A 20,513-nucleotide genomic window follows, 5' to 3' on the forward strand; every position below is an offset into this window, starting at 1 on the left:
TGGTGTAATGCACTGCCACGCAAAATTCTGAATTACCGGACACCACAAGAAGTATTCATTGAAGAAGTTAATAAGTTACTGGGTTTTTAAAAGTGTTCAATTTCATATTGCAATTTACTTTTATAATTTAACTTTCAATTTTAATTCTTCTATAAAATCTAATTAAAGATCGCCTAAATAGCGTTTAGCTTCGCAATAATTAACCATGCCTTCTACTACTTTTTTAGCAGCACGCATAGCAAGTACTACGGTGGCCGGTTTATGTACAACATCACCACCGGCAAACACGCCTTTACGGCTCGTCATACCATATGGCATTTCACGGGTTACTACATAACCGTCTTTATTAACTTCAATACCGTTGCCCGGGCCTACTAAACGAGCATTCGGTTTATGACCGATAGCAATAATAATCTTATCGGCCGGGATTACTTCATAGTGACCGGTTGGTTGAATAGAACCGTCTTCCTGCGGTTCCTGAATTTCACAACGCAAGCCTTCTACCACAACATCCCCTTCTACGCTGGATGGAGCCGCATAGAATTTAAAGTGAATATTTTCTTCTTTCGCTTCTTCGTATTCAGATGGGTTAGCGCTCATGTTTGCTTCGCCGCGACGATACGCTACCGTTACAGATTCAGCACCTAAACGTACACAAGTACGGGCTGCATCCATAGCCACATTACCGGCACCGATAACAACAACACGATCACCTTTTTGAACCGGAATTGCATCATCGCCGACACGGCCGTTCTGATGTAATTGAACCGCTGTTAATAAAGCCATAGCCTGTAATACGCCCGGCTTTTCATCACCGCGCATAGGAAGTTCCATCGGCACATGAGTACCGGTAGCGATGAAAATAGCATCATAGCCTTCTTCAAATAAAGAATCGATAGTTTTATTCGGACCGATAACGGTATTACATTCAAATTTAACGCCCAATGCTTTAAGACGATTAATTTCACGATGTACTACTTCTTTACTCAAACGGAATGCCGGAATACCATAAAGCAAAATACCGCCCGGTTCGTCTTGTTTTTCAAAAATCGTCACTTCATAACCGAGTTTTGCCATATCACTGGCTACAGTAAGGCCGGCAGGGCCGGAACCGATAATACCGATTTTACCTTGATCCTTAATAATCGGTTTCATACGACGCAAGCCGTGCAAACTTTCAAAATCCGCTGCAAAACGTTCCAATTTACCGATATTAATCGGTTTATTGGCACGATTCAAGATACAATGCCCTTCGCACTGTTTTTCACGAGGGCAAACACGACCGCAAACGGCCGGTAAATTACTGCGTTCACCGATAATATCGTTAGCTTCGCCAAAGTTACCGCGAGCAATTGCTTGAATAAAACGAGGAATCTCATTTTCAATCGGACAACCGGTACGACATAAAGGTTTCGCACAATTCAAACAACGTTTAGCCTCAGCGAGTGCCTCCTCTAATGTATAATCCGCATCGTCCAAATACGCATGACGACGTGCTTCAGCTGCCGCATTATTTGTCGCTGCATTGGCGGCTTTTTGATTGGCAGCTTCATTTGGTCCAACCATGGAAATCCCTCCTCTAATTCTCACTTATCAATGACTTTATTGATGAGTCTATCTATACTATTCCTTTTCCCTATAATCAATTGAAAAACTAATTCTACTATACCATAACGCCTGTAGGTAGTAAATAGTTGACCAAATAAGACATGATTGAAAAAATCATCTTATATCAATCATCGTAAGAATTGCGAGAAAATAAAAAACCGCCATCTAAGATATTCTCAAATGGCGGGTTACAAACCTAATCATGAACTTTTTAAAACTAATTACTGGATAAGACCGTAGAACATAGCGGCTACAGTGATAACACCGATAGTGATAATAAAGTAGTTCGTTACGCTGCGATATTTTTTCATTTTTGGTACTGTGAAAATGGCAACCATAGGCATTAACAAGAGAATGAAGGCGATAGCCGGACCACTCAATGTTTCGATAATACCCAAAATGCTTGGGTTGATGTATGCAATCAAGCAGCAAGTAATAAGCATGAATGCTAAGATAATACGATCAACTGTTTTAGCATTTAATTCTTTTTTATTAACACGACCCAAATCAATAACGATATCGCGTAAACCTTCATAAGCACCTACATAGTGGCCCAAGAAGGATTTAGTGATTGCTACGAAAGCAATGATTGGAGCCAACCAAGCAATAAATGGTGTGTTAAAATGGTTAGCTAAATAAGATAAAATGGAGATGTTCTGATCTTTGGCAGCCTGTAAATCAGCAGGAGATAAAGCGAATACACAGCTGTAAACGAAGAACATAACTACGCCAAACATCAATAATACAGCATATTTTTGAATGTCATGGCATTTTTTATCTACATGTTCATCACCATATTCCTGGCGTTCTTTCATAACAAACGCGGAAATAATTGGGAAATGGTTGAACGAGAATACAAGAACCGGGAATGTCATCCACAAAGTCATGAGCATAGCACTGCTGCTACCGCCTTCAGGCTGGTAGGTTAAAATAGCGGTGTTCCATTCAGGAATAAGATACAAACCGATAATTAACAAGGTAGCAATGAATGGATATACCAAGTAACTCATGATGCGTACGATAATATCCTGACCCATGCGAACGATGGCCAATAAACCGACAATAACGGCTACTGTGATTAACGCACGGTCAACACCGGCAATCCCCATCTGATTCTGCAATAAACTGTCGGTCGTATTGGTAATCGCTACGGAATATAATAACAAGATAGTATAAATACCAATAAAATAAACTACATTGAAGATACGAGCAGCTGTAGGGCCCCAGAATTCTTCAACAGCACCGATGATACCTTTATCGACTGTAGAAGCGGACATAACGAAACGAGCTAATGCACGGTGAGCCAAGAATGTTACCGGGAATGCAAATAAGGTAATCATTAACAATGGCCAAATACCGCCGATACCTGCATTAATCGGCAAGAATAATACGCCGGCACCAATGGCTGTACCGAATAAGCCTAACATCCATGTGGTATCTGCTTTGTTCCATTTGGAGGCATCTAATGTCTTAGTAATACTTTCGCGAATTGTTGTTTGCTCGCCATATACCGGTAATTCCTCCTGAACCGGTATGTCCTTTTGGACTACTGTTCTTTCATCTAACATACCTTTACTCCTTAACCTAGTAAAACCTGTAAAACCTAAAAACAACACTTTTCGACGCTTTTCTAAAACCCTGCCCCCAACTATCCGTTCAGAAAAGACATTTCATGTATGTATGATAGCATAGCATGCTTAAAATGACAACTAATCATCATGATTATATTGCATAGAGTATACTTTTAGAGTGTTCAATTATTTATTATCTATTTTTTATTGAAAAGTTACCGAAAATTACAGAATAAAACAGAATAATTTTGTCATATTATGATATTTTAATATAAGTTAATTTATAATTTAGTTATTTTACTCTTTATTTCTTTTATTTTTATTAAAATAAGGTATAGTATTCACTCCTAATAGACATTGTAAAAATCAACTTATTTTTATGGTTTTTATCTATTATTCTTGATTAGTTTCTGTAAAAATTACTCAAATAGTTCATTAATCACTCGTCTTATGAGTATTCTGTATAATTACTAACCTATTTGTGAATTAATATCAATTATGTATACTATCCGTTGCTATTATACATATTTACATATATAATAGATTTATAGGGTTTGTCACTGTTTTTTACTATAAATGTATTTTTCAGACTTACTATGTTACCGTATTTTTATGAAAGGAAGATGTTAACGTATGAGTGGACGCTATGAAGTGAAATTTAGATATAAAAGTACCAGCCCGACCTCGCAGGGCAGTGTCAATGCCACAACGGTAACTGCTACCAGTATATCTGATGCAAGGAATCAGGTTATTGCTTCCCATAGTTACGGTAAGGGTGTAACCATTGTTTCGGTGGTGAAGAAGAAGTAAACTTTATTATACATAAGAAAATCCTCACAGATATTTGATTTCTGTAAGGATTTTTTAATTAGATCTTAAAATTCATAATAATCGTCTCTACCGATATGTATAAAATACACTTCACACATAGTATAGCCTTCGGCCTTCACCGCATCAGCAATGCACTGTGCCATCTGTTTTTCCATAGCAACACCACGAGCATACTGTAACACTTCCACTAAAGGATACATGTCATGGATTTTACCATCACGAAAATACTTTGTTTCCGGACATTCTAAGGTAAAATAGTCTACCGGTGTATCAGACAATTCAGCTAACTGTTTAGGTAAAGCAATACTTAACTTTTGAACGATATCAGGTGTAACACCTTTAAAGATTAATTGAGGCATAAAGAACTCCTTATTTTTATTACATATATTTATATTATAAAGAGTTTTAAAGCCTGTTTTCAATTACTTTTTAATTTTTGCACAATCCTTCCTAATCTTTGATAGCAATACAAGTAGGACTTCCGGTTTTAATTGTTTCATCCATAAATGTCAACGAGCCATTTTCAGGACTCACATAAAATACTCTTATAGTGTCACTATCTTCATTTGCTACCAATAATTTGGAACCATCAAGACTAAATCTAAAAAATCTTGGTGTTTTTCCTAAAGAAGGAGTCCACGATAAAATACTAATATATCCGGTTTCCTTATTAACTCTATAAGCAGTTATGCTATCATGAATCCGATTCGTCGCATATAAAAACTTTTCATTTGGATGTAAAGCTATAGCACTAGCCTGTCCTTCACCAACATATGTTTCCGGCAGAGTATTGACAATTTGTAAAGGAGTTAAAATACCGCCTTCAGAATCAAAGTTATAATATGTAACATCATTTCCCTTTTCATTAATTAAATAAACTCGAGTATTATCATTAGAAACTACTATATGTCTTGGTTCAGCATAAGAACGAGCAGTAACAAAACTGACTAAGGTTAACTCACCGGTATCATTGTTAACCTTAAACACCCAAATACGTTCATACCCTATATTTCTACCTTGCGTTGGCACAAATAGATATTCACCTGTCTTATCTAATTCACACTGATGAGCATGAGATACACCTTCAGAGGTCAAACCATCAAGATGAAATACATGTACCGACTCACCCAAAGACCCATCGTCTTTTATAGGTAATGTAGCTATAGTCCCGCCCTGCAAAGTAGCAACAAAAATAAACTTATTATTTTTATTACAGGTTAAATACACAGGGTTTTTACCTGTTGCGCTAACCGTGTTTAAATATTCTAATGATCCATTTTTTAAGATTTTAAATGCACTTACATCGTTAAAATCACCATGAACCGTATATAAATACTGTTGACTATTATCTAATGTTAAGTAAGAAGGGTTCGCCTTAGTATTAATAGTTTCTTTATAAACCCATTTGTCATCTTTAATTTCATAAATGGTAATACCTTTTCCCCTTGCATTTCGTTCTTCAGTAGTTCTGCAACCAATGTACACGTACATAATCGTTACTCCTTTCTAAAATTATTATCATTTTAATAATTTTAAAACCAACGATAATAGCCAAGCCAACACAATACAGCAAAAAACAAAAGCATAATAAATGTCCAAATAAATAAATCAACAAATAATTTATTTGCTTTCTTTTCACCCTCAACCTCCCCTTGTATATATGTTGCCATAATCAGAGAACCGGCTGTAGAAAGAGGACTGAGGGTAACTACGGCCGCAAATGTAATAGCGAATGTAATTTCATTAACATTAGTAATGCCCCCGATCGAATTCACTATATCCACCGCAGTAGGTACCAGCGTAGAAATAACCACACCATTAGCTGAGCTAAACTGCGACATAATACCGCCTGTCAATGCCATTATCGGTGTAGCTGTCGATTCTGACATAAACATAGCTAAAAAATTAGCCAGTAATTTAACGCCACCCAACTTTTGTGTTAATGTCATAAGGACATTAACACCACAAACCATAATCATAACGCCCCAAGGGATACTAGTTAGGCTTTCTTTTTCATTACCACTCTTAAAAATTAGTAAACCCAGAGCCATTAAGAAACTAACCAAACCTACATCCAACTTAAAACCTATTACCAATATAATTAACACTACCAATAATAAAAGACTAATCTTTTGTTGCTTATTGAAACCTCTAAATTCTTTATTTTCTGTAAAGTTGCCGGTCTTATTGTTTATCTTATAACCTTTATAAAAGAAATATAACATAGCAGCACATGCTAAATTTACTACAGCACCTTTTATAAATAAAGCACGTCCCATTCCCGACAAACCTTGTTCTGAAAGAATCCCTTCTACTATAATTCCGGTTAAAGCAATTGGCGACAAAGTACCACCCACGGCTCCTAACGTGGCCAAACCACCCATTAAAACAGGAGAAAGATTCATTTGTTTTGATAATGTTACCGCAATAATTATAGCAATAGGTAAAACCGGAATAGCACCTGGACCAACAGCACTTAATGTATACGCCAATATATAAACAACTATTGGGAGTAAATATAATTTATTGCCAATTAGATATACAACAAATTCTGAAAAAACGTTCAAAGTTTTATTATTCTGTAACATGCTAAAGAAAAACATAGTACCTAATAAAGTTACAAATAGTTGTGTAGGAAATCCCAAATAAACTTGTTTTAATGGTATTCCTCCTATTATTGCCAATATCAATGAAAAAGCTATTGAAACAATCCCCACATTAATTTTATTAACTATACCAAATATAATTGATCCTATTAAAAAAACTAAAGAAATACCCTCCATTTTAAACCTCCTCACTATATTTTTCATCCAATGAGTACAAAAAATGAGTGGCTGCCAATAAATCTGCTGAACCTCCGGGACTAATCCATTGTTCAATAAACTTTTTGTCTAATTTTTTAATTTCTTCAAACCCGCCTGATTCCAAAACTTGATTGCTTTCTAATAAAGCTTTAGCTTCTCTTTGTACCCTAGCTAATGTTTCCATATTATGCCGATTTATTATTGTTGTATCTTCCGTAGCAGTCATAATTGATAATAAAGTGTAAATCAATAATGTATCATCAGTGGCACCTAACGTAATGGCCTTTTTATAAACCGGCAAAGCAATGTCTTTAATAATAGGTAACCCGTCTTCCAGCTCACCGCGAATACCCCTGATGCCGTATTGATGATACAACCGTTCACCGGAAGTCAGTTTTCTATCATGGGGTAAATTACCTAATTCTTTTGCTACTAATCCCTGACACATGATTTTTACTGCATCAAAAACTAAAATACTTTTGATAATATTATATTTTCGATATACATAACCGGCCGCAGCACAAAGAATCCCCATAAGAAAAATTAAACCTTTTTGTGTATTTACTCCTTTTGTAGCTTTAAACATAGCAGCTTCCGCTTCAATACCCAAAGGCCTAATAAACGCTAATAACGTATCTAATGCACCCTTATGCATATAGCCCATATACACAAAATTATGCATATACGGGCTTAATGCTACTGAACTTTTTATAAACGTATAAATGTCCATATCATTATGGGCACCACTGTTAAAACGGTCTACCAAACCGGGAGCGGGTGCACAATTAGCCTCTAATAACATAGCTTCTAAAGCTAAACAGCCTATATTTTGTATTGGTTCGGGAATATTCTCCCAAATATTCATGTTGCACCCTCCCAGCTTTAATACCTTAATCCAGTGTTACCGTTTTTATTCTACGAACTACATCTAAAATGCTACCATCACGAGCTTCTACAATAGCAATTACCTTTTCTTCCCATTCCAAATCATCAGGCCGTCCCACTAATGAATAAGCTTTTTCCTTCAAAGATTCAATTGTTACATGTGGAATACCGGCCTTATCTAAACAGTCAATAATATCCTGGCGTAAAGGATTTACAGCCGTACCATAATCAGTAACCAATACATCAACTGTATCGCCCGGAGTAGTAACTGTAACTACTTTTTCACAAACAGTCGCCATACGACCGCGTGTTAACGGCGTAACGATAATACAACATTTACTGCCGGCCGCTGTATCCGGATGACCACCCGGTGCTCCTCGTAAAACACCATCTGAACCGGTAATAACATTAACATTAAAATCTGTATCAATTTCCAAAGCAGACAACACTACATAGTCTAACTTATTTACATAAGCGCCTTGATTTGAAGGATTAGCATATTCATCCGTCGTAATTTCAATATGTTTATCCGGATTTTTAGCTAAATGCTCAATTGTTGGTTTATCAAAACACTGAGTATCCAGAATTTTCTTTACCAAGCCTTTATCCTGCAATTGGCACATAGCATTACTGATACCACCCAAAGCAAAGCCCATTTGAATATTATTTTTAACCATATGTTCTTCTAAAAACCGATTTACAGCCAATGACGGACCACCTACACAGGTTTGGAATGAAAAACCATCTTTAAAATATGGAGTATTAGCAATAATATCCGCAACGTTACGAGCCATCATCAATTCACGCGGATCCTGTGTCATTCGTGCTTCAGCCGTTGCGATTTTATCCGGATTACCGACTTCATCAACCGTAACTACATAATCTACATCCATAGCATTAATAGCAGCCGGTAAATTAGGAAACGGTACTAATGTATCCGTAACTACAATGACGTGATTGGCATATTTAGCGTCCGGTCCGGCAAAGCCAATAACACCGCTATTATTTTTACCGCCAATACCGGCTGCATTACCATAATAATCGGAGGCGGAAGCACCAATAAATGCAATATCAATGGTTACTTCGCCGGCGGCAATAGCACGTGGACGACCTCCATGACTGCGAATAATAGCCGGTGTTTTTAATTTACCGGCAGAAATTACTTCACCAATACGACCTCTCACACCAGATGTTTGAATGCCCGTCACAACCCCTTTTTCAATATAATCGGCAATGATATCATGAGCACTACCTAAGGAAGTCGATGCAATTTTTAAATCTTTTACACCTAATTCTTCAACTAAGGTTTTCACGGCCATTGCCGCTACATAATCACCATTGCGGAATACAGAATGGAATGAAATGGTCATACCATCATGAACACCACACTTTTCACAAGCTTCCCGAAGAGTAGCCACTAATTTATCTTCTCTCGGTTTTTCACCAATTCTACGCTTCGGTCCAACTTTTTGTTCATATTGACCATCTATCTGATTTTTTCCGGAATATACGCGCTTATTATTAACTAAAAGCTCATCCGGAATCTCTCTGCCTACTGCATTTTTCATTTATATCACCTCTATAAGTCACCTTTATACACACCGCAAGCTTTTGCTAACGCAATAATACGTCTTGCATCTTCAAAAAACGGAATATCTACCATCTTACCGTCGACAGTATAAACGCCAACACCGGAATCCGCTTGTTCATTAAACGATCTTACCAATTTTTCGGCATACGCAATTTCTTTCGGCGTTGGTGCAAATGTTTCATGTACAAAAGCAATTTGACGCGGATTTACTATACTCTTACCATCAAAACCCATTTCTCTGTTTTGTTTTACTTCTGCTTCAAAGCCTTCCATATCATCAATATTAGGATACATAGTATCAAAACACTGAACATTAGCTGCTCGAGCGGCTAATAACATTTGACTGCGTGCCGCCAACATTTCTATACCGCCACGATTAATCTGTACATGCATGGATTTACGGAAATCACCGCCTGAAATAGCACAACCAAACATGCGATCCGATGCCGATACAATCTCATAAGCATTCATAATGCCTTTAGGACTTTCTAAAGCGGCCATTAATAATGTACGCCCTTCTTCTACGCCGAATTCTTTTTCAGCAGCCAATACATGCTCTTCAACCAGCTTTACATCAGCTGCACTTTCACATTTAGCAATTCGAATACCGTCAGCGCCGCCGGCTACTACAGCACGAATATCCTCTTGCCAATGAGGTGTATCCAAACCATTAATACGAACAATTACTTCAGTATCGCCATAATCAACATTCTTTAATGCTTGGTATAAAGAAAAACGGGCTGCATCTTTTTGATTTTCCGCTACCGCATCTTCCAAATCTAAAATAATGCTGTCACTGCCATAAATATACGCATCTTTTATTAAGCCCGGTTTCTGTGCATTCATAAACATCATAGTTCTGCGTAATCTAAATTTTTCCGGTTTTGGACGATTAATCATTTATAACACCTCCCAAGGAATATTTGTTTCCGATTGTCCACAACTTCTAAAAACTGCACATTCAATGCGTGCTTTTAAAGTACATTCAAGCGCTCCCTTGTCAATAATAATTAACTTGCCTTCAGTAACCCCTAATTGTTTTAATGTATTTTCCGCAGTTAACTTAATTTGACGGCCATATTGATTCATAACACTGCTTTCAACATGAATATTTAACTCACCTTTTTGTGGAAATACTTGTACTTGTGCATCACTGGATTCCAGTGTACCCGCAATTGCATTATTTAGAATTTCCATTTGCATACCTCCTAATTACAAACATTGCAATTTATTCATAGCAATAAGAACTTTTATAAATATATTTAAACACCATTGTCTCTTTATGTAAAATTCATTATTTTCCCAATTATATACGAAATATTTTCATAGATAATAATTTGTATTTTTTTATAAAAAGGTATTAAAATATAGTTAATATAAGTATTTTATGAAATTTTAGTATTTTAATGGACGAGGTATATTTCATGGATGACAAGGATTATGAATTACTATTATTACTATCTAAAACAAATAATATAACTCATACAGCTGAACAATTGTATATCTCACAATCAACCTTATCAAAACGGATACGTAATATAGAAAAAGAATTATCAAGCGAATTACTCATTCGTTCTCGTCAAGGTGTTCATTTTACACCGGCTGGCGAAATCATATTAAAACACGCTAAAGCTATTATGCAGCATAAAAACCAAATGACTCGAGAAATTGATTCACTAAAAGATATAGTAAGCGGTACTATAAAATTAGGTGTTTCCGTTAACTTTGCGCATTATAAATTACCGCAATTTTTAAAAAACTTTAAAACGCAATATCCTTTAGTAGCTACCCATATTAACACCAATCAAAGTCGTGATTTATATAAACTTCTTTTAAAAAATTCTCTGGATGCCGCTATATTGCGCGGTGATTTCCAAGATTGGACAGGCAATAAACTATTTCTTTATCGAGAAAGAATATGTTTAATTTACAACAGTGAAATTCAAAATTTATCAGAATTAAATAATCTCCCTTATATTACTCGTGAAACCGATATTAATATGGAACATGCTGTTATTCGCTGGTTAAACGAAAATAATTTAAGTCAAAATATTAAATCTGATATTACCGTTGATGGCATTCAAACAGTAGTCAATATGGTAAAAGAAAATTTAGGCTGGGCGATTGTTCCCGAAATTTGTTTAGAAAACTTTAACGGTACCATAAGGCCTTTATTCTTTAATGACGGCATGCCTTTAGAGCGTTCTACTTACTTGCTTTATCAGCCAAATCTCAAAGAACTACCGCAAATTAATGCCTTTATTCAATTTATGGCGGAGTGGAAGGAGGCCTTTCATGAATAACTTTATAGTTTCTCAAATCTATCCTTCCGATACCAAGGGGATAGAGGCTGTAAAAGCATTACTAGCTAAAGAACATTTAACGCTGGATAAAAACCTTGATTATATAGCAGCCATATATGATCAAAATAATATTGTTGCTACCGGCAGCTTATTCAAAAATTCATTACGTTGCTTTGCCATAAATTCTGATTACCAGGGACAAAGCCTGTTAAATACCTTACTCTCACATTTAGTTGAAGTTCAATACAATCGAGGTAATACTCATCTTTTTATCTATACAAAGCCCAAATCAGCCAAATACTTTAAAGATTTAGGATTCTATGAAATCTATCAAGATTCAAATCTAGTATCATTTTTGGAAAATCAACCATTCGGTTTCAAAGAATATTTGGAAACATTAAGAAGAGAAAGTATTGAACAAATTGGAGTTAATATTGAAAATAAAAAACAAGCAGCTATTGTTTTAAATGCCAATCCCTTTACTTTGGGACATTTGCATTTAATTAAGACTGCTTGTGAATTAAATGATTATGTTCATCTCTTTATCGTCAGTGACGACTCCAGCTTATTTCCTTATACCGTTCGAAAACAACTCATTATAGACGGTACCAAGGATTTTAAAAATGTTATTTATCATGACTGTGATTCTTATATGATAAGCAGTGCCACTTTTCCGGCTTATTTTCAAAAAGACAATGAAGCTGTAATTCTCAGCCAAGCCATGTTGGACGTAAATATTTTTGTAAAAATCGCTAAATATCTAAACATAACGTCACGTTATGTTGGCGAGGAGCCGTTTAGCCAAGTAACAAAACTGTATAATGAAACGATGTCTCAAGAATTAAAAAAAGCCCATATTGAACACCATATAGTTCCCCGTTTTGCCAAAGATAACATAATCGTCAGTGCTTCTCATGTTCGCGAAGCTATTAAACAGGATAATTGGGAATTAGTTAAAAATTTAACTCCTGTATCGACATTTTCATTCCTGCAACGTAAAGAGGCACAACCTATTATACAGAAAATAAAGGAGAACCAAAATGTCATACACTATTGATTTTAAAACTTTACTGACTCGCTTAAATGAGGGCACACAAGTAGAGCTGAATGACATGATGCGTTGTCGTGAGCATAGGGCTATGTTACAAAACGTTCTATTAGAAAAATATCACGCACCGTTACTTTCATTTACTTTAAATATTCCGGGCCCTATAAAAAACAACAGTCTTTTATCTGATATATTTTATATAGGCATGAAATCCATTAAAGCAATTTTCAACAATCATCAAATTCATATTTTACAGGAACATTATAGTAATGAAATAACCGGGAATGAATATATCTGTGCCTTTGACGGTAATGCCGATGACGTAAAAAACGAAGCGATTACCTTAGAAAATACACATCCCTTGGGTCGTTTATTTGATATTGATATCCTCGATGCAAAAGGACAAAAACTATCTCGTCAACAATATCGCTCTTGCCTTATTTGTAATAAACAGGCACAAGATTGTGCACGTAATAGAACACATTCTATCGAAGAAATGCAGTTAGCTATTTTAAAACTAATCAAAGAATCTAATTTAATAGCATTTAAATAAGATGCTATTAAACATAAAAAAACAGCCACGAAGATCGCGCTTCATGGCTGTTTTTATTTGGTGCGCCTAGGCGGAATCGAACCACCGACACGCAGTTTAGGAAACTGCTGCTCTATCCTACTGAGCTATAGACGCATGTATGTATTATTTTTTACAACTTTACAAACTCTATTATAAACGGAATGTTCACATCTCGCAATATACCTAAATTCTTAAGCACTCATCAATAAGTTATCTCCAATTTATACACAGAGTTATACACTATTTCGTTCACTTATGCACCAATTTTTACTACTTACACACAAGCTATACACAACATATCCACAGATTTATGTGTATAATCTGTGGATATGTTCGTTAATATGTACTATTTTTAGTTTATAACCGGTGTATAACTTTTAATTTGTTCGCTCAAAAATAACATTATCTGTCAATTTTTACTAATACTAGCGATTGTTCAATCACTTATTCAGGGAACTTAAATTCACCGTCAATTTCAACCGGACGGCTCCAATCAACTTGAACGTCCGTACGTTCCCACATAACAGTTAAAGCTAATTTTAAGTTTTCCAAGGATTCAGCAGGGTTTACTGTTACTGTTTCATACACATCAAGACTTACCGCTTTTTCAAGAGTCTGTGGCGTATGCAAATAATCCCAAACCTTTTTTTGCCAAGTTTCATCAGGCAATACTACTGTCATTTCTTTATTGTCTTTATTAAAGGCAATATATCCCTTTTCATCCACCCCATAATGGATGGCATAATATGCTACGTTACTCATCGTATTAGCTCCTTTTCACTGTAATCGGCAATTTCTTTCTTTATTATTTAATCATACAATACATCATCTACGCAATATGCTTTGATTAAATTTTATCGTAATAATAAAAGAATTACCAGCAAAAAATCACTTCTTTTGATAAACAACCGTCATTTAATACTCACTCCTCCTATTTCTCTTCCGCTTTAAAGTATAGAGCATACATGACAGGTAGCACTATTAATGTCAAAATGGTAGCCACAAAGAGGCCGCCGCTGAAGGCAATGGCCATAGGCGACCAAAAGGCACTGCGCATAAGCGGTACCATGCCTAAAATAGCCGCCAAAGCAGTGAGCATAATCGGCCGGAAACGCAAAATAGTGGAACTTACGATAGCATCATAGGTCGTTTGTCCTTCCTTACGGTGAAGCTCAATCTGGTCAATTAAAATGATAGAGTTTCGGATAATCATACCACTTAAGGATATAACGCCCAATACCACCATAAAGCCCATCGGCGTATTAGTTAAGAGCATTGTCAGTACAACCCCGATAAGTCCCAACGGCGCCGTTAACAAAGCCATGACCATAAGAGAAATCTTTTTAAGCTGGAACATAAGTATAACCATAATCAGACAGATCATAATCGGCATCGGCCCTTTTAAGTTATTAAGAGCTATATTACTCTGTTCGGCTGAACCATCTACTTCAATGGTATAACCGGCAGGTAAATCAGCTCTCATAGTATCCAATTTTTTATTAATTTCATTTGCCAAAGAATCGGCCATTATATTAGGCGGTACATTACCGTGCACTGTAATGGTAGGCGCCATATTACGATGCCAAATAATACCATCCTCGTTACCCAAGGATATATTGGCAATCTGACTGAGTGGCACATACGCACCGGATCCGGTCTGAATCGGAATATTTTGCAAAACGCTCATATTGTGGTCTTCGTTGCCACTGAGTTTAAATTTCATCGGTATAGTCTGATTGCCCACATAATATTGACCCACGGTTACCCCAGATATTTTACTTTGTAAATCCGTTGCTACAGTATAGCTATCAACGCCCATCAAACGCGCTTTAGACGGGTCGATATGAACTTCAATATTCGGTGTATTATCCGGCCAATCTTCAGAAATATCCGTAATATCCGGATATTCTTTGAAAACATCTTTCACATCAGCCGCTATTTCTTTTACTTTTGCCATATCAGGACCGGATACACGGAACATAATCGGGTATTTAGATGGCGGACCAGTTTGAATAAAGTCCATGTTGATTAAAGCCGATGGGAATTCGTCCTTTAACTTTTCATTTAATTCGTTGTACAAACTGTTTCTGTCGTCCAAAGATTTAGCTACAATCACATACTGCATGTAGTTGTTACGCTGTACTTCCGGTTCCAAGGTAAGTACAAAACGCGGCGCTCCTTCACCGATATAGGCTGAATAATGCTCAATACGCTTATCGCCACTGAGTAAATTATCCAATTGTTCCGCCTGTTCTTTGGTATATTGTAATGAAGAACTTTGCGGAAATTGAACGGCCACCATAATTTCAGGTCTTGTAGAGGCAGGGAAAAACTCCACTTTAATAAGAGGGACACTGACTAACGAAATCAGGAATAATACAATAGTCGTTATAAGAACTGTACGTCGATGACCAAGTGCCCAATGGAGGAATTTTTCAAAACGAACTAAAAAGGTCTTCTGAATTCGCATAGCTCTGCTTTCTTCATGGCCCGGTTTGATACGAATTAATTTACTGCCCAATACCGGACTTACCAAAACTGAAGCAAACCAGGATAACAAAAGTGCCATGGCTACAACGATAAATAAAGCATGGGTAAATTCAGCAACCGATCCTTCGGATAAAAAGATTGGTAAGAAGCCACAGCAGGTAATTAAGGTACCGCTCAGCATAGGAAAGGCCGTTGATTTATAGGCAAAAGTGGCCGCATCATGAGTATTGAGCCCTTCTTCCATTTTGAGGGTCATCATTTCCACAACGATGATAGCGTCGTCCACCAAGAGCCCCAGTGAAATAATTAAAGCCCCAAGGCTAACTTTATGTAACTCAAGCCCGTCAGCGTACATGCCCACAAAGGTGCTGGCCACTACAACCGGTATAGTAAGGGCTACCACAATACCACTGCGCACACCGAGGGATATAAAGCTGACAATCAATACGATGACAATCGCTTCAAATAGTGAGCGCGTAAATTCACTGATAGATTCATCGACCACTTTTGGCTGATTGGATACCTGACTCACATCGAGTCCCACCGGTAAGGCATCTTTATAGGACGCCATTTTAGCATCCAAAGCCTTACCGAACTCAATATTATTAGCCCCCGCATCCATAGAAACGGCGATACCGATAGCCGGTTTGCCATTATAGTAGAACAACGGGCTCTGTGGCGATTCATAATCCATGCGAACCGTAGCAATATCGCCGAGCCGTAAAGTTTGATTATTCACGCGTAGCGGCATTTCACGAACCGCATCAACGCTATCAAAAAGACCGTTCACGCGCAAATATACATTATTGGTGTCCGTATCAATCATACCGGCCGGCGCCATAGAACTCTGTTGTTTTAAGGCATTTAAAATCGTCTCGGCACTTATCTGATAGGCCGACAATTTATCCTTATTCATTTCTACATAGAGAGTCTGTTCCTGTACACCCTTTAAATCGATGCGTTTTACATTAGGTACACTTAGCAAAAAACGCTTAATATCTTCCGCATAAGCTCTTTTCTCTTCATAGGAATAATCATCCCCCGTAAGAGCGTAAATCGTACCGTACACATCGTCAAAACGGTCATTAATAACAGGTCCCTGAACGCCGGAAGGGAGGCTCGACCATTCGTCCTCAATCATATGACGAACTTCCGTCCAAGCGGCCCTCACATCATCGCTTTTAACAGACTCTTTTAAATTAATATAAATGACAGTTTTACTACTATCAGTAAAACTTTTCGTATAATCAAGGCCTGGTAAATCACGGATTTTTTCTTCCAATTTATCCGTAACCTGCTCCGACATTTGCTGTGGTGAAGCACCCGGCCAAGTGGCGGCTACAACCATGGTTCGAATCGTAAAATTTGGATCCTCCATGCGACCGATTTTCATAAAGGAAAAACTGCCGATAGCAAAGAGCATAGCCATGAAAAAGTAAATTATCGACTTGTGGCGTAAGGCCCAATCGGCTAAGTTAAACTGTTTCATATGCGTACCTTAGCCCCTTCTTCCAACTTATCCGTACCGGCTGTTACAATTCGTTCGCCCGCCTTCAAACCGGATACTACGGCTACCTGATTATTCCCCAAGTTCCCCAATGTAACTGTTCGCAAATGAACTGTATTATTGGTTACTACATACACTTGACCCTGACTGTTCGGTGCCGGTTGACGAGTACCTACCAAAGCGGTTAACGGAATCATTAACCCATTACTATTTAATTGATTAAATACTACATTAGCCGTCATACCGAGCTGCAATTGAGCCGGTGGATTAGGCAAGGAAATTTTAACCGTATAGGTACGAGCCGTTGCATCCGGAACCGGTGAAATTTCACGGACTACACCGACCGTCGTTACATTTGGTAAGGCCCAATAGGTTACATTAGCCGGTGAGCCGACGGAAACGGAGGCCATCATTTGTTCCGGCAAAGCAATAACCGCTTCCGGTTCATTGCCTACCGCAATAGTGCCCACTGTTTGACCAGCTGCTACAACTTGGCCTACTTCTATGGAGGCCGCCGTAATAATACCATCTGCTGGCGCTGTTAATTGGGTATAATTTTGCTGATTAGCGCTGGTCTGCACATTAGCCTGTGCTTGAGCGAGTTGCGCCGCTGCTACTTTATATGAGTTTTCCATTTGATCCAATTGCAACTGGCTAATAGCTTCTTCAGCATAAAGTTGACGATAGCGCTGTACGTTAGTAGACGCTAAATCATATTGAGATTGAGCGGCCGCCAAAGCACCCTCTGCATTCTGCATTTGGCTACTCGTATCGCCTTGATCTAATACAGCTAATATTTGGCCTGCACTAACGCGGTCACCAATATTAAAGTTCTTTTGAATAACACGGCCACCTATTTGAAAAGACAATGCTGTTTCATTGCGGTTTTTAATAGTACCCGCTAAACTGTTTTCACTGGCATCGCCGCCCTGACCTACAACTTGTGTTTTAACCAAAGGTGCTTTATCACTGGTATCATCTGATGAACCACAGCCACTGATTATAAGTAACAAACCTGTTAATATTGCTGTAATTATCGTATATCGGCGCCAACTTCGCAGCACGTTCATATGAATCTCCTCCTTATTTATTACCGGTAATATATATTTAATTGTAAAAGTTATTCCCCTCACTGTCAATTATTTTCAATATAGTATTCAAGCTTTCGATGCTATAAAAAGATTCCTATTATCGCTTAATTATGACTTCTACAACTTCAACATATAATTAAAATGCCGATTTTGGTTTCATACCGCTCAATGTATTCAACTCTTCCTCAGATATAGCCTTAGGTCCTCCCATTAGAAGCTTCAAAGTTTCTAAAGTATCTTTAATCTTTTCAGCCGGCACATTATTTAGAACCATCTTAAAATATGCTTCTTCGCGCTCATGCAAATCATTATGTACAAGCGCCACTGCATTGCCCAATTCTGTATTACGAAGTAAAACTGCTTTCAAATCCTCTTTATTATGAAAACGGATAAGTAAATCATTCGCTGCTAAACGCTTTACATAGCGAGATAATAGGCCTTGTGAAAATGGCATAGCCTTCAATAAGTCTTGGTAAGTACCGGTTTTATCAGGTTTAGCTTCCAAATAATTTAAAATTTGCATCTCTGAATGATTAAATTTTTTATTCATCAGTTTTTCCGCCGATTCGAACGGTACTGTATCTATATAGGTTTCAATAGCCTCTTTTAATAAACGTTTGCGCAATTCCTGCACATATACGGCAAATACTGAGGCTGTTGCCACTAATTCTTTGTACTTATTATCCATACTGATTCTAATCTCCATATTCTTACAAATCAATATATGACATATTTGTTTTTTGCTTTACAACTCTAACTTCAATTTAAAAAAAATCCTCATAGCGTCGGTCTTAACCTGCACTATGAGGATAGTTATCTTATTCGTCAGCTTCGGTCTCTTCTTCCACCGGCTCATGAACCACCATGATTTTATCGATACGAACATTATCCATATCAACAATTTCAAAGGTATATGTATCCCATACATAGCGATCCAACTCTTTAGGAATGCGACCGAACAAATACATCAAAAAGCCGCCCACCGTTTTATATAAATCTTTTTCTTCACCCGGTAATTCTTTGGTAATACCGAAATATTCTTTAAATTCATCAATACTAAGTAAGCCGTCAACCAACCATGTTGTTTCCGTACGTTGCATAATACGATTTTCTTCTTCTTTTAGCTCGTCTTCACTGGCCGGCATTAAACCGACTAATTTTTCCATGATATCATGAAGTGTTACGAGACCGCTGAAACCGCCGTACTCGTCGAGTACCACTGTTTCGTGAATACCTTCCGTACGGAATACTTCCAAAAGCTTCATGAGACTGATGGATTCCGGTACCATAACAGGCTGCTTAGTGCATTCTTCCACCAATTGTTTCAATGTTTTTTGGCCGCCCGCTTTCATATGTTCCGCAAACACATCGGCAACGATAACGAGACCTTCCAGTTCATCCAAAGAATCACGACCTACCGGCAAACGGTAATGAGTGGAATTGCAAAGACGTTCTTTAATTTCTTCTTCCGGACTGTTCAAATCAAGCCACTTAAGCTGCGTACGCGGTGTCATAACATCACCGGCATTTAAGTCGGCTAAACGGAACACATTATCTACGAGAATCGGTTCTTCTTTTTCAAAAGCGCCTAATTCCACGCCTTGCGTCAACATTTTGTTGATTTCAAGCTCTGTTACCGGCGCTTCTTCCTTCTCTTTTACACCAATCAATTTTAATAAAAAGCTGGTTGAAAAACTTAATAAAGCCACAAGCGGCTTGGCCACCAAGGCGAAATAATGCATCGGTACCGCCATTATGATAGCAATACGTTCCGGTGCGTTTAAAGCGATACGCTTCGGTACCAATTCACCGACAACAAGCGATAAATAAGTCGTCAACGATACGATAATAATAGGGCTTACCGAATCGGCATAATCCGCTAAGGCCGGAATATGTTCCTTAATAGCATCTGCCATCGGTGTCGACAAAGCGGCCCCTGAATATAAACCGGTTACGATACCGATTAAGGTAATACCGATTTGTATAGTTGAAAACATCTGATTCGGGTCTTCCGATAATTGAATCGCCCGTTGTGCCCCTGTACTGCCTTTTTCGGCACTATCTTCCAATAAACCCTTACGGGCATTGACTATGGCTAATTCTGTCATGGAGAAAATACCATTTGCTATAATGAGCAAGAAAATTATGAGTATCTCCAGACCCACGTCACCATCCACTAATGAATCACTCTCCTCTTACTTACAGTGGAT

Annotated in this window: 18 protein-coding genes and 1 tRNA gene; 4 read left to right on the top strand and 15 right to left on the bottom strand. The window is 37.6% G+C overall.

Annotation, left to right across the window (positions count from 1 at the left end; all coding sequences use genetic code 11):
- Positions 1-162: 162 nt before the first annotated feature.
- Both EO126_RS09555 and EO126_RS09560 read right to left on the bottom strand, forming a co-directional pair.
- Positions 163-1,566 carry an NAD(P)-dependent oxidoreductase gene (locus EO126_RS09555; protein ID WP_006555230.1) on the bottom strand — a complete coding sequence of 468 codons (1,404 nt, stop codon included), beginning with the start codon at positions 1,564-1,566 and terminating at the stop codon, positions 163-165.
- A gap of 263 nt (positions 1,567-1,829) precedes the next feature.
- Entirely contained in the window at positions 1,830-3,176 is a 1,347-nt protein-coding gene (locus EO126_RS09560) for an SLC5/6 family protein (protein ID WP_127008638.1), read from the bottom strand.
- 636 nt (positions 3,177-3,812) lie between these two features.
- Between EO126_RS09560 and EO126_RS10765 the strand changes: the two genes are divergently transcribed.
- Entirely contained in the window at positions 3,813-3,989 is a 177-nt protein-coding gene (locus EO126_RS10765; protein ID WP_164726739.1) for a hypothetical protein, read from the top strand.
- Between the two features lie 65 nt (positions 3,990-4,054).
- On the opposite strand, the gene EO126_RS09565 is transcribed toward EO126_RS10765, so the two are convergent.
- The 7 genes from EO126_RS09565 to citD form a co-directional block, all read right to left on the bottom strand.
- Entirely contained in the window at positions 4,055-4,369 is a 315-nt protein-coding gene (locus tag EO126_RS09565; protein ID WP_127008640.1) for a DUF1904 family protein, read from the bottom strand.
- 91 nt (positions 4,370-4,460) lie between these two features.
- Entirely contained in the window at positions 4,461-5,501 is a 1,041-nt protein-coding gene (locus tag EO126_RS09570) for a lactonase family protein (RefSeq protein ID WP_127008642.1), read from the bottom strand.
- Between the two features lie 41 nt (positions 5,502-5,542).
- Positions 5,543-6,793 carry an SLC13 family permease gene (locus EO126_RS09575; protein WP_164726740.1) on the bottom strand — a complete coding sequence of 417 codons (1,251 nt, stop codon included), beginning with the start codon at positions 6,791-6,793 and terminating at the stop codon, positions 5,543-5,545.
- Between the two features lies 1 nt (position 6,794).
- On the bottom strand, positions 6,795-7,679 hold the full coding sequence (gene citG / locus EO126_RS09580; RefSeq protein WP_127008646.1) for a triphosphoribosyl-dephospho-CoA synthase CitG: 885 nt from the start codon (positions 7,677-7,679) through the stop codon (positions 6,795-6,797).
- Positions 7,680-7,704: 25 nt separating this feature from the next.
- Entirely contained in the window at positions 7,705-9,267 is a 1,563-nt protein-coding gene (gene citF / locus EO126_RS09585; RefSeq protein WP_127008648.1) for a citrate lyase subunit alpha, read from the bottom strand.
- Positions 9,268-9,278: 11 nt separating this feature from the next.
- The gene (locus EO126_RS09590; RefSeq protein ID WP_006555234.1) at positions 9,279-10,190 is read right to left on the bottom strand and encodes an HpcH/HpaI aldolase/citrate lyase family protein; all 912 of its coding nucleotides are present in this window, start codon (positions 10,188-10,190) and stop codon (positions 9,279-9,281) included.
- Positions 10,191-10,487: a citrate lyase acyl carrier protein gene (gene citD / locus EO126_RS09595; protein ID WP_006555235.1), complete on the bottom strand. Its 297-nt coding sequence runs from the start codon at positions 10,485-10,487 to the stop codon at positions 10,191-10,193.
- A gap of 227 nt (positions 10,488-10,714) precedes the next feature.
- Here citD and EO126_RS09600 point away from each other — a divergent pair, with 227 nt between their 5' ends.
- Genes EO126_RS09600 through citX form a run of 3 tightly spaced genes read left to right on the top strand, consistent with a single transcriptional unit; the run spans position 10,715 to position 13,194 of the window.
- Positions 10,715-11,593 carry a LysR family transcriptional regulator gene (locus EO126_RS09600; protein WP_164726741.1) on the top strand — a complete coding sequence of 293 codons (879 nt, stop codon included), beginning with the start codon at positions 10,715-10,717 and terminating at the stop codon, positions 11,591-11,593.
- Positions 11,586-12,650 carry a [citrate (pro-3S)-lyase] ligase gene (citC, locus tag EO126_RS09605; RefSeq protein ID WP_127008652.1) on the top strand — a complete coding sequence of 355 codons (1,065 nt, stop codon included), beginning with the start codon at positions 11,586-11,588 and terminating at the stop codon, positions 12,648-12,650. Before EO126_RS09600 ends, citC begins: the two co-directional genes overlap by 8 nt.
- Positions 12,634-13,194: a citrate lyase holo-[acyl-carrier protein] synthase gene (citX, locus tag EO126_RS09610; protein ID WP_006555240.1), complete on the top strand. Its 561-nt coding sequence runs from the start codon at positions 12,634-12,636 to the stop codon at positions 13,192-13,194. The genes citC and citX overlap by 17 nt, the downstream gene beginning before the upstream one ends.
- Positions 13,195-13,252: 58 nt before the next feature.
- Here the strand turns inward: citX and EO126_RS09615 are convergent.
- The 6 genes from EO126_RS09615 to EO126_RS09640 all read right to left on the bottom strand — a co-directional run bounded on the left by EO126_RS09615 (position 13,253) and on the right by EO126_RS09640 (position 20,480).
- Positions 13,253-13,329 (bottom strand) — tRNA-Arg (locus EO126_RS09615).
- A 330-nt stretch (positions 13,330-13,659) separates the two neighbouring features.
- Positions 13,660-13,977 (bottom strand): hypothetical protein, encoded by a 318-nt coding sequence (locus EO126_RS09620; protein WP_127008654.1) that lies wholly within the window; start codon positions 13,975-13,977, stop codon positions 13,660-13,662.
- Positions 13,978-14,146: 169 nt separating this feature from the next.
- Entirely contained in the window at positions 14,147-17,194 is a 3,048-nt protein-coding gene (locus EO126_RS09625; protein ID WP_127008656.1) for an efflux RND transporter permease subunit, read from the bottom strand.
- Entirely contained in the window at positions 17,191-18,282 is a 1,092-nt protein-coding gene (locus tag EO126_RS09630) for an efflux RND transporter periplasmic adaptor subunit (protein WP_127008658.1), read from the bottom strand. Before EO126_RS09630 ends, EO126_RS09625 begins: the two co-directional genes overlap by 4 nt.
- A gap of 157 nt (positions 18,283-18,439) precedes the next feature.
- Positions 18,440-18,991 (bottom strand): MarR family winged helix-turn-helix transcriptional regulator, encoded by a 552-nt coding sequence (locus EO126_RS09635; protein ID WP_127008660.1) that lies wholly within the window; start codon positions 18,989-18,991, stop codon positions 18,440-18,442.
- Between the two features lie 130 nt (positions 18,992-19,121).
- Positions 19,122-20,480, bottom strand: a complete 1,359-nt coding sequence (locus tag EO126_RS09640; RefSeq protein ID WP_127008662.1) for a hemolysin family protein — start codon at positions 20,478-20,480, stop codon at positions 19,122-19,124.
- Between the last annotated feature and the right edge of the window lie 33 nt (positions 20,481-20,513).

Source organism: Veillonella seminalis, from assembly GCF_003992065.1.
In the GTDB taxonomy this organism is placed as follows: domain Bacteria; phylum Bacillota; class Negativicutes; order Veillonellales; family Veillonellaceae; genus Veillonella_A; species Veillonella_A seminalis.

Excerpts from the sequence above, each read along its gene's own strand:
- EO126_RS09555 (WP_006555230.1), bottom strand. The coding sequence starts at position 1,566 with ATGGTTGGACCAAATGAAGCTGCCAATCAAAAAGCCGCCAATGCAGCG.
- EO126_RS09590 (WP_006555234.1), bottom strand. The coding sequence starts at position 10,190 with ATGATTAATCGTCCAAAACCGGAAAAATTTAGATTACGCAGAACTATG.
- EO126_RS09560 (WP_127008638.1), bottom strand. The coding sequence starts at position 3,176 with ATGTTAGATGAAAGAACAGTAGTCCAAAAGGACATACCGGTTCAGGAG.
- EO126_RS09565 (WP_127008640.1), bottom strand. The coding sequence starts at position 4,369 with ATGCCTCAATTAATCTTTAAAGGTGTTACACCTGATATCGTTCAAAAG.
- EO126_RS09575 (WP_164726740.1), bottom strand. The coding sequence starts at position 6,793 with ATGGAGGGTATTTCTTTAGTTTTTTTAATAGGATCAATTATATTTGGT.
- citF (WP_127008648.1), bottom strand. The coding sequence starts at position 9,267 with ATGAAAAATGCAGTAGGCAGAGAGATTCCGGATGAGCTTTTAGTTAAT.
- citX (WP_006555240.1), top strand. The coding sequence starts at position 12,634 with ATGTCATACACTATTGATTTTAAAACTTTACTGACTCGCTTAAATGAG.
- EO126_RS09600 (WP_164726741.1), top strand. The coding sequence starts at position 10,715 with ATGGATGACAAGGATTATGAATTACTATTATTACTATCTAAAACAAAT.
- EO126_RS09570 (WP_127008642.1), bottom strand. The coding sequence starts at position 5,501 with ATGTACGTGTACATTGGTTGCAGAACTACTGAAGAACGAAATGCAAGG.
- EO126_RS09625 (WP_127008656.1), bottom strand. The coding sequence starts at position 17,194 with ATGAAACAGTTTAACTTAGCCGATTGGGCCTTACGCCACAAGTCGATA.
- citG (WP_127008646.1), bottom strand. The coding sequence starts at position 7,679 with ATGAATATTTGGGAGAATATTCCCGAACCAATACAAAATATAGGCTGT.
- citC (WP_127008652.1), top strand. The coding sequence starts at position 11,586 with ATGAATAACTTTATAGTTTCTCAAATCTATCCTTCCGATACCAAGGGG.
- EO126_RS09630 (WP_127008658.1), bottom strand. The coding sequence starts at position 18,282 with ATGAACGTGCTGCGAAGTTGGCGCCGATATACGATAATTACAGCAATA.
- EO126_RS09635 (WP_127008660.1), bottom strand. The coding sequence starts at position 18,991 with ATGGATAATAAGTACAAAGAATTAGTGGCAACAGCCTCAGTATTTGCC.
- EO126_RS10765 (WP_164726739.1), top strand. The coding sequence starts at position 3,813 with ATGAGTGGACGCTATGAAGTGAAATTTAGATATAAAAGTACCAGCCCG.
- citD (WP_006555235.1), bottom strand. The coding sequence starts at position 10,487 with ATGGAAATTCTAAATAATGCAATTGCGGGTACACTGGAATCCAGTGAT.
- EO126_RS09620 (WP_127008654.1), bottom strand. The coding sequence starts at position 13,977 with ATGAGTAACGTAGCATATTATGCCATCCATTATGGGGTGGATGAAAAG.